The 12,673-nt window shown below is 60.1% G+C and carries 11 protein-coding genes; 9 read left to right on the top strand and 2 right to left on the bottom strand.

From position 1 onward, the window contains the following. Window positions 1–93 precede the first annotated feature (93 nt). Together ACR3E4_RS11490 and ACR3E4_RS11485 are read right to left on the bottom strand one after the other, a co-directional pair. A complete protein-coding gene (locus ACR3E4_RS11490) occupies window positions 94–2,307 on the bottom strand; it encodes a two-component system sensor histidine kinase NtrB (protein WP_480535465.1) in 2,214 nt (737 codons plus the stop codon). Window positions 2,308–2,321: 14 nt separating this feature from the next. Further along, a complete protein-coding gene (locus tag ACR3E4_RS11485; protein WP_480535467.1) occupies window positions 2,322–2,576 on the bottom strand; it encodes a BolA family protein in 255 nt (84 codons plus the stop codon). Window positions 2,577–2,683: 107 nt separating this feature from the next. Here ACR3E4_RS11485 and ACR3E4_RS11480 point away from each other — a divergent pair, with 107 nt between their 5' ends. From ACR3E4_RS11480 to ACR3E4_RS11440, 9 genes are all read left to right on the top strand, one after another. After that, entirely contained in the window at window positions 2,684–3,307 is a 624-nt protein-coding gene (locus tag ACR3E4_RS11480; protein WP_170716335.1) for a DnaJ domain-containing protein, read from the top strand. Between the two features lie 300 nt (window positions 3,308–3,607). Continuing rightward, window positions 3,608–3,976: a hypothetical protein gene (locus ACR3E4_RS11475; RefSeq protein ID WP_480535468.1), complete on the top strand. Its 369-nt coding sequence runs from the start codon at window positions 3,608–3,610 to the stop codon at window positions 3,974–3,976. Between the two features lie 351 nt (window positions 3,977–4,327). Continuing rightward, entirely contained in the window at window positions 4,328–5,314 is a 987-nt protein-coding gene (gene cobS / locus ACR3E4_RS11470; protein WP_480535470.1) for a cobaltochelatase subunit CobS, read from the top strand. A 121-nt stretch (window positions 5,315–5,435) separates the two neighbouring features. Further along, complete coding sequence (gene cobT / locus ACR3E4_RS11465; protein ID WP_480535472.1) at window positions 5,436–7,313, top strand: cobaltochelatase subunit CobT; 1,878 nt, start codon at window positions 5,436–5,438, stop codon at window positions 7,311–7,313. A gap of 261 nt (window positions 7,314–7,574) precedes the next feature. After that, window positions 7,575–8,744 carry an alpha/beta hydrolase gene (locus tag ACR3E4_RS11460; protein WP_480535474.1) on the top strand — a complete coding sequence of 390 codons (1,170 nt, stop codon included), beginning with the start codon at window positions 7,575–7,577 and terminating at the stop codon, window positions 8,742–8,744. A gap of 77 nt (window positions 8,745–8,821) precedes the next feature. Further along, entirely contained in the window at window positions 8,822–10,612 is a 1,791-nt protein-coding gene (locus ACR3E4_RS11455; RefSeq protein ID WP_480535475.1) for an aminopeptidase P family protein, read from the top strand. A 62-nt stretch (window positions 10,613–10,674) separates the two neighbouring features. Beyond that, window positions 10,675–11,019 (top strand): DUF427 domain-containing protein, encoded by a 345-nt coding sequence (locus tag ACR3E4_RS11450; RefSeq protein ID WP_480535476.1) that lies wholly within the window; start codon window positions 10,675–10,677, stop codon window positions 11,017–11,019. Between the two features lie 86 nt (window positions 11,020–11,105). Continuing rightward, a complete protein-coding gene (locus ACR3E4_RS11445) occupies window positions 11,106–12,287 on the top strand; it encodes a DUF2235 domain-containing protein (RefSeq protein WP_480535477.1) in 1,182 nt (393 codons plus the stop codon). Continuing rightward, window positions 12,280–12,672, top strand: coding sequence for a DUF333 domain-containing protein (locus tag ACR3E4_RS11440; protein ID WP_480535479.1), 393 nt, complete (start codon window positions 12,280–12,282; stop codon window positions 12,670–12,672). The genes ACR3E4_RS11445 and ACR3E4_RS11440 overlap by 8 nt, the downstream gene beginning before the upstream one ends. Window position 12,673: the final 1 nt, after the last annotated feature.

Below are 12,673 nucleotides of genomic sequence, written 5' to 3'. Positions count from 1 at the left end.
GGACCGGCTTTGCAAAGAGTAAAGGGCAGTTGTTTCGCGAGAATTTGATCCGGATTAAAATCTACGAAAAGATGTTAAGAAATGTAACGAACCCTAGCCGACCGATGCCCGGATGAAACGGGCAAGCTGCTGAATTTCAACCGGCTTCTGCGCCATGATCAGATTGTCGGCAGCCGTCAGATTTTCCATGTCATCGAAATAACTGCTGATCAGGATCGCGGGCACATCGCCCCTGACGGACCGCGCCGCATCGATCAGGGCGTTGCCCATCAGGCCCGGCATCTTGAGATCGGTCACGATCACATCATAGGCATCGGGATCGGCACTGAACGCCTGCAGCGCCTTGGTTGAATCAGCATAAGCTTCGACCCGGTAGCCATACCGCGTCAGCAACTGGCGAGTGATATAAAGCACGTTGTCGTCGTCATCTACCAGCAGCACATGTTCGTCCCCGGTGATTGCGGCGACTTCGGCTTGTTCCTCGTGGCTGAGGGCTGGCATCAGCGGATAGAACAGGCTGAAACACGTGCCTTCGCCGGGGGTTGACTGCAATGCAACCCGGCCGTGGCATTCCTCGACACTGTTATGCACGATGGTCAGGCCCAACCCGGTCCCCTTGCCCACCGGCTTGGTCGAGAAGAAGGGTTGGAAAATCTGCTGCTGCAACGCGTCGGACATGCCGGGGCCATTGTCCTGCACGTCCAGTTGGATAACGCCGATAGCATCGTCGGGCAGATCGTCCAGTGCATCGCGCCCGGCCAGCCCGATGCGCAGAACCACCTCGCCCGGCTGATCGCCCATCGCCTCGAACGCGTTGTGGCACAGGTTCAGCAGGGTCTGGAAAAACAATGTGCCATCGAAATCGGAAAAGGCGCTGTCGACGCCGATCTCGAAACGGGTTTCCACATTGGGCGGCGCCGAGACCCGGATCAGGTCCAGCGCCTCTTGCGTGGCCTTGACCATATCGCCGCGCACGGGGTTGCGCGGGCGCTGCCGTGCGAAGGTCAGCATCTTGCGCACCAGGGCCTGCGCCCGCCGTGACGCGATGCGGATGTGATTGACCGAGGTCTGGATGTCCGCGTTGCCCTCGGCGTCCAGCTCGATCAGGTCGGCATTGCCGGTAACGCTCATCAATACGTTGTTGAAATCATGCGCGACCGAACCGGCAAGGATGCCGACGCCTTCCATCTTCTGCACCTGCGCGAACTGTTCATGCGTGCGTCGGGTTTCGGTCAGGTCCTCGCCGATGCCGATGTAATGCGTGATGGCGCCATCCTGCCCCACCAGCGGGAAAATCGCCGTCGAGACCCAATAATGCGTTCCGTCCTTGCGCAGGTTTCGGAACACGCCATACCAGCTTTGACCCTGTTCCAGCCGCTTCCGAAGGTCGCTATAGACGCCCTGCCCGGAATGGCCCGATTGCAGCATCTTCGGCGTATGCCCGTAGATTTCATCAGGCGCATAACCGCTGAGATCAAAGAACTTGCGATTGGCATATTCGATCTTCAGATCGGTATCGGTGATGATGATCGAAGCGGGGCTTTGTTCCACTGCGCGGGCCAGTTTGCGTTCGGCCAGTTCGACTTGCTCGCGCAGCTCAAGCTCGGTCTTGAGCCTGTGGTTGGTGCGTAGAATGTTGGCGATCAGCAACGTGGTCAGAATGGCGATCACGCCGACCACGATGACCAACCCGACCAGAAAGACCGAGAAGTTGCGCACCAGACGCTCGCCATCCGAAAAGGCCCGGACCATGCCGGACAGGCGATCGTCGCGCTCGGCAATCCAAAGCTGCTCCAGCGTGGCCAGTGCGGCAAGGGCGTCGCGGTCGTCGACCCGTACCAGCGCATCGACCTCCTCGGCGCTCAGACCGGCGGCAATCCCGGTCTCGATCCTGGGGATGTTGCCGATATATTCATGCGCAACCGCTTCGATCCGGTTCAACGCATCCAGTTCGGGCGCAGACGGTCCTGCGCTGCGATAGGCTTCGATGGTGGCAAGCAGATTGTCGGATTGCTGGCGCAAGGTCGGACCATAGGATGGGTCCTGCCGCAGAACATAGTTCTTGAAGTTGTGGATCAGCCCACCATAGCCGAAATATTCCCGGATATCCGAGATCCAGTAGCCGCGCGGCGTGGTTTCGACCGAATAGCTCTGCCAGGCCGTCCGCATATCGCCGATCCGGCTGCCGGTTTCGCGCGACATGTACAGGAACACCGACAGAATCAGCGCAAGCGCGACACCGATCCCGATGGCCACCAGCCACAGCCGTTTGGGATAGTCTTCCGGTATGTCCTGATCCGTCGCCATGCGCACGCGATGGCCTAGGTGTCGATATCCAGCGCCAGCGCATGAATGCGCGGGACGATGTCGCCCAGCGCCTTGTGCACCGCGCGGTGACGCGCCACACGCGACTGCCCGCCAAATGCCGCCGCACGGATGCGCACGTTGAAATGGCTCTCGCCGCCTTCCTGATACCCCGCGTGGCCGCGGTGGCTTTCGCTGTCGTCGATCACCTCAAGCTCACGCGGGTCAAAGGCTGTTTGCAGACGGTCACGGATTTCGTCGGTCACGCTCATTTTTATGCTCAACGGCAAATAAATTGCCGCTCCCCTCTTCTACTTTCGGCTGCTTAGATTAAACTGCTGCCTCCGAGTCGAAAAGATGCCTTCGTGAGGATGAGCAGATGGTAAAGTCAGATCCCTTCGGGTTCGATATGTCCGTGTCCAGCGCCAAGAAAAAGAAGCCGCGCGGCCGTCGAGGCATGTCCGGCGCGTCCGAGACCTCGACCCGAATCTGCGACCACGAGGGCTGTGAAGAGGCCGGCAAGTTCCGCGCGCCCAAAGCGCCGGATGTGCTGGATGATTTCTTCTGGTTCTGCCAGCAGCATGTGCGCGAATATAACCAGAAGTGGAACTTCTTCGACGGCACCACCGAGGCCGAGTTGAACGCGCAGCGATCGAAGGACAAAGTGTGGGAGCGCGAGACCAAGCCGATGGGCGACCCCGAGGCGCGCGCCTGGGCCCGTCTGGGCATTGAAGACCCGCATCAGGTGCTGGGTGAAAACGCCACCAAGAACCCCGGCCGCGCCAATTCCGGCGGCCGCCGCCTGCCCCCCACCGAACGCCGCGCCATCGAGATCCTTGAGGCGCAGGACAGCTGGTCAAAGGCCGAGATTCGCAAGGCCTACAAGAAGCTGATCAAGGTGCTGCACCCGGATATGAACGGCGGCGACCGGTCACAGGAAGAACAGCTGCAAGAGGTGGTCTGGGCCTGGGATCAGATCAAGGATAGCCGGAGCTTCAAGTAAGGGACGCGGTTAGACCGAAATCTGCGAAGGTCCCCGCTCGCAATTCGCGGGCGGTCGCCGTTTTGCAAGGTCCGCATGCGTCAAAGGTACGTGCCTTTTTCTGAGCACGCAGCCCCGAATGAAGTGCGTATTGGAAAATCGTGTGAATTTATGAGAGACTCAGGCCGCGAATAACGTCGCCGTGAAACTCAAAAAGAGCACACAGAACGATTTCTGAGCAGGGTGATTTCAAGAGGTTTGGGCAGTTGCATCATACCAACTGGCGGTTTGATACGCCAGCTTTGGGAAAGGACATTGCTTATGCGCCTTTTGGCAAGATTGTTTTTCGGAATTGCGTGTATTGCATCCTCTCCAGCGCTCGCCGAGGGCTGCTTTCGTGTGCAACTCGACAGCAATTTCACGATCGGGGACCTTCCCGGTGATGCCCCTGCAGAAGGGTTTGTCTGCTATGAACTGTCCGTTCCCAGCGGGCAGAATATGAGAATCGAACTCGTCAGTGGTCGAAACGTATCGATTACCGTTCCCGGATATTATGATGCGCGCAATGACAGGATGTTTCTGGGCGGTTTGCCTGGACATCTCGAGATACGTGTTTTCCAGTTGATGCGCGCAGTCCGGTCAGAGCCGTTTCTGGTCAGACTGAGATTTGAGCCGCCCGGTAACGGCTGATCTCACTCGGTGGTCTCAAGCCGTTGAAGGTTGAAAGTTGTGCGGCTTGCCACGGCTCTGTTGCGTATTTCGACCTGTTTCGAATTGTGCATTTGGCTGAGCAAAAAACACTGCCAGCCCATAGCCCGCACCAGAACTTCACCCCTGCTCCGCGGTCCACCGAGGCGCACCAATTGATGCCGGCACGCGGGGCTGCCCAGCCCCTTGCCGGCCGAGCGAATAAGGCCAGTTTCAAAGAAAACCCCGCTCAGCTTTTCAGATACGCCTCTTTCGCTTGCCCTTGTCCGCAATATATTGCACCACACTCGGGTTCAAACCCGGTGAACGGGCCAGAGGATAAGGACAAGGCGCATGGCTGACGGATCGATCGATATCAACGCAAAACCTACCGAGGATATCTCGGTCCGTGAGGTGTTCGGCATTGACAGCGACATGGCGGTCAAAGGCTTTGCGGAGGCCAGCGACCGGGTTCCGGCCATCGACCACACCTATAAGTTCGACCCCGAAACCACGCTGGCGATTCTGGCGGGCTTTGCCCATAACCGCCGGGTGATGATCCAGGGTTATCACGGCACCGGTAAGTCGACCCATATCGAACAGGTTGCAGCGCGCCTGAACTGGCCCGCGGTGCGGGTGAACCTGGACAGCCATATCAGCCGGATCGACCTGATCGGCAAGGACGCGATCAAGCTGCGCGATGGCAAACAGGTCACCGAATTCCACGAGGGCATCCTGCCCTGGGCCCTGCGTAATCCGGTCGCCATCGTGTTCGACGAATATGACGCGGGCCGCGCCGACGTGATGTTCGTGATCCAGCGCGTGCTGGAGCATGACGGCAAGCTGACCCTGCTGGACCAGAACGAGATCATCACGCCGAACCCGAATTTCCGCCTGTTCGCCACCGCAAACACTGTGGGTCTGGGCGACACCACCGGTCTGTATCACGGCACCCAGCAGATCAACCAGGCGCAGATGGACCGCTGGTCGCTGGTCTCGACGCTGAACTACCTCAGCCACGATGCCGAGACGATGATCGTGCTGTCCAAGGCGCCGCATTATAACACCGAAAAGGGCCGCAAAACCGTCAGCCAGATGGTGACAGTGGCTGATCTGACCCGGACTGCGTTTATGAACGGCGACCTGTCGACGGTGATGAGCCCCCGGACCGTGATCAACTGGGCCCAGAACGCCGAGATTTTCCGCAATGTGGGCTACGCCTTCCGCCTGTCCTTCCTGAACAAGTGTGACGAGTTGGAGCGTCAGACCGTAGCGGAGTTCTATCAGCGCTGTTTTGACGAGGAATTGCCGGAAAGCGCGGCAAGCGCGAGCTTGGGCTAGGCTTACGAATTGCGCCCTTGCCGGGCGCAATGCCTCCGGCGGGGATATTTTTGGCCAGATGAAGGGGGATCCGGATTCGCCTTGAGGCACCGGATCGCTGCAACACAAAGGGCGTCTGAACATGGTGCAGAAGAACGACAACCCTGCTGATCCGTTCAAGAAGGCTCTGGCCGAGGCTACCAAGGTCATGGCCGATGACCCCGAGCTGTCGGTGACCTATACGGTCGACCCCTCGGGCATGTCTGGCGAGTCGATGCGGTTGCCGCAGGTGTCGCGGCGGATGACCCGCGAAGAGGTGCTGCTGGCGCGCGGCACGGCGGATGCGCTGGCCTTGCAGCGCAAGTATCATGACGACGCGACCCATACCCGCTATGCGCCGCCGGGTGATATGGCGCGGGACCTCTATGAAGCGATGGAAGTTGCCCGCTGCGAGGCGATGGGTGCGCGGGATATGCCGGGCACCGCGTCCAATATTGACGTCAAGATTGGGCACGAGGCGATCCGGCGCGGCTATGATCAATGCAAGCAGCCTGCGGATGCACCGCTGGCGGTGGCGGCGGGCTATCTGATCCGGCATCTGGCCACCGGGCGTGATCTGCCGCCCGCGGCCGAGAACATCATGAACCTGTGGCGTGGGTTCATCGAAGAGCAAGCTGGTGGGACGTTGGAGAATCTGGACGAGATTCTCTCGGACCAGGCGGAATTCGCCAAGTTCGCGCGTCAGATGATCAAGGATCTGGGATACGGCGACCAGCTGGGCGACGACCCGGATGAGCTGGACGACGAGCAGGAAGATCAGGCCGAGGAAGACGCCGAGGAGCAGCCCGATCCCGACAGCACTGGTCAGGATGATCAGGACGAACAGGACGCCGATGCGACGCCTGAGCAGACTCAGGAAGAGCAGCAGGACCAGTCTCAGGCGCAGGTCTCGATGGACGAGATGGCCGAGGATGAGTTGGGCGATGAGGCCGAGATGCCCGAGGGCGAGGCCCCTCTGGAGCCGCCTGCCCCACCGCCAGCATCCGAGGCCGATCCCGATTACAAGGTCTACCTGAACACCCACGATGAAGAGATCGCTGCCGAGGATTTGGCGGAACCGGCGGAACTGGAACGGCTGCGCGCCTATCTGGATCAGCAGCTTGAGCCCTTGAAAGGTGCTGTCAGCCGTCTGGCCAACAAGTTGCAGCGCCGCCTGCAGGCACAGCAGAACCGCAGTTGGGAGTTCGACCGAGAGGAAGGTATTCTGGATGCCGGTCGTCTGGCGCGTGTGGTGGCCAATCCGACCACACCGCTGAGTTTCAAAGTCGAGAAAGACACCGAATTCCGCGACACGGTGGTGACGCTGTTGCTCGATAATTCGGGGTCGATGCGCGGGCGTCCGATCTCGATCGCGGCGATCTGCGCCGACGTTTTGGCGCGGACGCTGGAGCGGTGCAACGTGAAGGTCGAGATTCTGGGCTTTACTACGCGGGCCTGGAAAGGCGGTCAGGCGCGTGAGGCGTGGCTGAACGATGGCCGCCCTCAGCAGCCGGGGCGCCTGAACGATCTGCGCCACATCATCTATAAAGGGGCCGACGCGCCATGGCGGCGGGCGCGGCCCAATCTGGGCCTGATGATGAAAGAGGGCCTGCTGAAGGAAAATATCGACGGCGAGGCGCTGGAATGGGCGCATCGCCGGATGCTGGCGCGGCGTGAACAGCGCAAGATCCTGATGGTGATTTCAGATGGCGCGCCAGTCGATGATTCCACGCTGAGCGTGAACCCGGCGAACTATCTTGAGAAACACCTGCGCGACGTGATCGCCATGGTGGAAAAGCGCAAGATGGTGGAACTTCTGGCCATCGGCATCGGGCATGATGTGACCCGCTACTACGACCGCGCGGTGACGATCACAGATGTCGAGCAACTGGCAGGCGCCATGACCGAGCAATTGGCGGCGCTGTTCGACAGCGACCCCCGGGCGCGGGCGCGGGTTATGGGGATGAAGCGGGTCGGTTGACGGCCCGCCGTCTTCGCGGCACACTCAAATCCATCCAAGCAAAGCTGTGCGCCATATAGGTCGCCGCCGGTGGCGACGTGCCGGATAGCGCAGCAAAGCAGTATCGAAGGGCAGGAACATACACAGTTCTCCTGTCTGGTGCTTGGACTGTGCCCCAACCGGACCAAGCCTGCTTGAAGCCGGTCCTGCGATTCCCCCTAGAAACCCTTGAGATTGTTGTTGAACCTTGTCGTTCCGCGAGAAACGGAGTGTATTTGCCCCATGCGCTATGAGTTTGCAGATTGTATTCTGGACGTGGATCGCCACGTCCTGACCCGCCGCGGTGAGCCGGTTGCAATAGAACCGCAGGTGTTCGATCTGCTGGTGCTGCTGGCAGAGCACCCGGGGAAGCTGGTGCCCCGGGATGAAATCATCGCGCGGGTCTGGAATGGCCGCTTTGTCTCGGATTCGACCATCAGCGCGCGCGTGGCAGCAGCGCGGCGGGCTGTTGGGGATGATGGCAAAGCACAACGCATCATTCGGACAGTCGTGCGGCGCGGGTTGCAAATGGCGGCGGATGTGGCCCGTGATACCGGCGCCGGTTCAGACGGCGACAGCCAGACGCAACGGTTGCGGTATGCCCGAGGTGCTGAGGGGCGCGCAGCAATTCCCTATACGCTATCCGGCGATGGGCTGCCTGTTCTGCGCATCGGCTCGGTCGTGCATGATCTCGAGGCCGAATGGCGCATCCCGTCCGAGCGTACCCGGTTGCAGGATATGGCAAGCCGGTTCCGGCTACTGCGGTACAACAAGGACCACAGCGTCAGCTCGGATTCAGACCATCAGGCGGTGTATGATCGCAGGATTGAAGAGATTCTGAGTGTCACGCAGGCCGCAGGTTTTGACCGGTTTTCCATTCTTGGCGAAATGGGCGGAACCTTTCCCGCTCTGCACTTTGCCGCAAGATATCCGGAGCGGGTCGAGAAACTGGTAATCTCTGGAGGATGGGCCGAAGGGCGCGATTACCGTGAAGAAGCCCGGCACCCCGACTCGATCCGGACGCTGATTTCCGAAGGTTGGAACACCCCGGGCAGCGGCTTTGCGATAGGCGCGGAATTCAGCTATTTCCCGGAAGGCCCGCTGGACAGCGTCCGGCATATGGTCGACGAAATGCAGGCGCATTATTCCAGCGAGCAAAGGCTTCTGTATCGCGACATCGCCAACAGCACCTCGATCCTGCATCTGCTTCCGAAGGTGCAATGCCCGACGCTGGTTATGCATGGGCGGCACGCGGCGGTTCACCCCCTGTCAGAGGCGCGCAAGCTGGCGGCGGGGATTCCCAACGCTGCACTGGTTATCCTAGAGACCGGCAATCAGATCCCGCTGCCGGGTAATGACGTTTACGACACCTATATCCGAACCTTGCAGAGCTTTCTGGAAGCGGAAGAATAGCGCGGCACCGGGGCGCTGGACATTTTGCGCCACAGGCCGCAGGTTTGCGCGCAACAAGACCGACGAAAGAGGCCCCGATGTTCCAGAGTTTCGAAGTGACCGCGCGCCCGGAACAGGGGCCTCCGCGACTGGCTGCGTTGCGGGCCGAGTTGGCGAGGGACGGGTTGGACGGGTTTCTGATCCCCCGCGCCGATGCGCATCAGGGCGAATATGTCGCCCCCCGGGACGAACGGCTGGCCTGGCTGACCGGGTTTACCGGGTCCGCAGGGTTTTGCGCGGCGTTGACCCATGTGGCTGGTGTGTTCATCGATGGGCGCTATCGCACTCAGGTCAAGTCGCAGGTGGCTGAGGAGTATACTCCGGTGCCATGGCCCGATGTCAGCCTGAGCGCGTGGCTGAAAGAACAACTGCCCAATGGCGGCAAGGTCGGGTTCGATCCGTGGCTGCACGCGGCCGGGCAAATCTCGGGCGCGCGGAAAGAGTTGGGCGACAGCGGCATCGAGCTGGTGCGTTGTGACAATCTGGTGGATCGGGTTTGGGCCGATCAGCCCGCCCCTCCGATGAACCCGGTCAAGGCGCATCCGATTGAATTTGCCGGGGAAAGTGCGGACAGCAAGATCAGCCGCCTTGCAAAGGCACTGCGTGAAGCCGGGCGCGCGGCGGCGGTGATCACGCTGCCGGATTCGATCATGTGGCTGTTGAACATTCGTGGCTCGGACATCGACTATAACCCGGTGGCGCATGGGTTTGCCATTCTGCACAGTGACGGATGTGTCGATCTGTTCATGGCTGCTGCCAAGCTGACCGAAGCCTCGGATCATTTGGGCGATCAGGTGACGGTCCATAAACCGGAGAGCTTCCTTGCTGCTGTCGAGAAACTAGAAGGCGCGGTGCAGGTAGACCCGAACACAGTGCCGCAGATCGTGGCGGAGGCGTTGCAAGACCGGATGGTCGAAGACGGAGACCCTTGCGCCCTGCCTAAAGCCTGTAAAAACCCCGCCGAGATTGCAGGCAGCGCCGAGGCGCATCTGCGCGACGCCGCGGCGGTTGTGGAACTGCTCTGCTGGCTGGATGCACAGGCCCCGGGCAGTCTGACCGAGACGCAGGTGGTGACGCAGTTGGAAGAAAGCCGCCGCCGGGATAATGCGCTGCAGGATATCTCATTCGATACAATCGCTGGTGCCGGGCCGAATGGTGCGATCATGCATTACCGGGTGACCGAAGAAACCGACAGCCGGTTGGAAAACGGTCAGATGCTGGTGCTGGACAGTGGCGGGCAGTATCTGGATGGCACCACCGATATCACCCGGACAATCGCCATCGGCGACGTGGGGGAAGGGGAAAAGACCTGCTTCACCCGTGTGCTCAGGGGCATGATCGCCATGTCGATGCTGCGCTGGCCGGTCGGCATGGCCGGGCGCGATATCGAATGCGTGGCGCGCCTTCCGCTTTGGCTGGCGGGGCAGGATTTCAACCATGGGGTCGGGCATGGTGTGGGAACCTACCTCAGCGTACACGAAGGCCCGCAGCGCCTGTCGCGCATCAGCCATGTCCCGCTGGAGCCGGGCATGATCCTGTCCAATGAACCGGGATATTACCGCGAAGGGGCCTTTGGCATCCGGCTGGAGAACCTCGTGGTGGTGGAAGAGGCCCCCGCCTTGCCCGGTGGCGATGACGAGCGGGCCATGCTGCAGTGGCGCACGTTGACCTATGTGCCCATCGACCGGCGCCTGATCGTGGTGGACATGCTGAGCCGCGAAGAACGCGCCTGGCTGAACGCTTATCACCGCGACGTAGCGGAAAAGATCCGTCCAAGGCTGGGCGAAGCCGCTCAACTGTGGTTGGATGCCGCAACTGCGCCGGTCTGACACCGGTTTGTCACATAGAATGTGCAAGGGGAAACCCGCAAGAGCCGACGGAAGGAACAGACATGGCCAATCAGATCACGATCCGCAAAGCACAGGGCAAATGGAGCGTCCGGTCGGGCGGTGCCATTCTGGGCGAGACCAGCAATGCGCTTGAGCTGCTGGATGGGGACAATGACCCGGTGATCTACTTCCCACGCTCTGACATCGCGATGGCCTTTCTGGACCGGACCGACAAGGTGACCCATTGCACAAGCAAAGGGGATGCAACACATTTCTCGATCGTGAACAAATCCTCGGTCACGGAAAACGCTGCGTGGAGCTATGAGGACCCAAGCGATGCGGTGGCCGCGATCAAGGATCATCTGGCCTTCTACCCTCAGGACTCGATCAAGGTGGAACAACTCTGAAGGCCATAGTGTGGCCGGTTAACAGGTCAAAGAACTTCGGATAAGCTGCGGGCATTGTCATTTAGATTTTTGCCCGAGGGTTTGCTTTGAAGAAAATCGTAATCTGCTGTGATGGCACCGGCAATGAGATCAAGGAAAACCAGTCCAACGTTCTGAAATTCTATCGTGTTCTGAAGGAAAGCGAGGATCAGATCGGGTTTTATGATCCCGGCGTCGGCACGATCTCGAACAGTGGTGCATGGAGCCGTTTCAAGAATCAGCTCAAGGGTGTGTTCGGACTGGCCACCGGCTATGGGCTGGATGCCAACGTGCTGGACGCCTACAGGTTCCTGTTGCGTCATTATGAAGACGGGGACGAGATTTATCTGTTCGGCTTTTCGCGCGGGGCCCATACGGTGCGGGTTCTGGCCGGGTTTATCAACATGGTCGGCCTGCTGCATGGGCATCAGGAGCATCTGTGTGCCTACGCGCTGACGGCCTACAAGCAGTCCGGTGCCAAAGACGCATTCGACATCGCATGGCGCGTGCAGGAAGTTCTGGATGCCCGCCATGTCACCATCCGGTTCATGGGATGCTGGGACACGGTCGCCTCGGTCATCGTGCCGCGCCCGGACCGGGTGTACCTGCCTTCGCTGGAATCTCTGCCCTACACGCATATGAACCCCTGCGTGCAGGTGTTTCGCCATGCCTGCGCCATTGACGAGCGGCGGCGCATGTTCCGCCTGTCCCGCTGGGAAGAGCCGCAGTTGTTCAAGACAAACCCTTTCATCAAGGATGAAGATGCCGAGCCGCAGGATATCAAGCAGGTCTGGTTCGCGGGCGTGCACGGGGACAATGGCAGCGGATATCCCGAACAAGAGAGTGGCGCGGCGAAATACCCGTTGGGCTGGATGGTGGACGAAGCGCGCAACCATGGCTTGGTGTTCCGCGAGACCATGGTCAAGCGTCTGGTGAATGGCGAGACCCCGAAAAATGTCAAACCCGGCAGCAAACGCGACTATGCCGCGCCCAACGCGAAGGCGCAGTTGCACGACTCGATGACGTTCTGGTGGCGGTTCCTTGAATATCTGCCCAAGCGCAGGAAACGGCATGACAATCCCAAAACGCAGGAAGAAGGCGGCCTTTATCTGCCCTTGCACGAGCCGCGTTTCATCCCTGACGGGGCCATGATACATGCCTCGGTGCGGGAAAGGATGGCGATGAATACCGGCTACGCTCCGGAGAATCTGCCAAACACATGGTCAAACCCGGAGGATGAGAATGACTAAGCGGAACGCTTCCATCGCGGCATTGCTGATGCTGACACCTGTTGCTGCGCTGGCCAATACCGGGCTGGCAAATCCGGCAGCGACCTATTGCATCGCGCAGGGCGGGCTTTATGGCATTCAGGACGGGGCCGATGGCCAAAGCGGGATTTGCCAGTTGCCGGACGGCACCAGGATCGATGCCTGGACCTATTTTCGCGAAAACCACTCTGACCATAAAAGCGACAGCTTTGTCAGGCTTGCAAACCCGGCAGCGACCTATTGCATCGAAATCGGCGGCAGCTATCGCATTGAAGACACCGATCAAGGTCAGGTGGGTATCTGCACCAAGCCTGATGGTACGTCGCAGGATGCCTGGGCGCTGTTTCGGGCGGAGAACCCGGAATAAG

Source organism: Ruegeria sp. AP11 (assembly GCF_056535865.1).
Note: the sequence above shows the minus strand (reverse complement) of the source record. Positions and strands in the feature narration are given on the sequence as shown.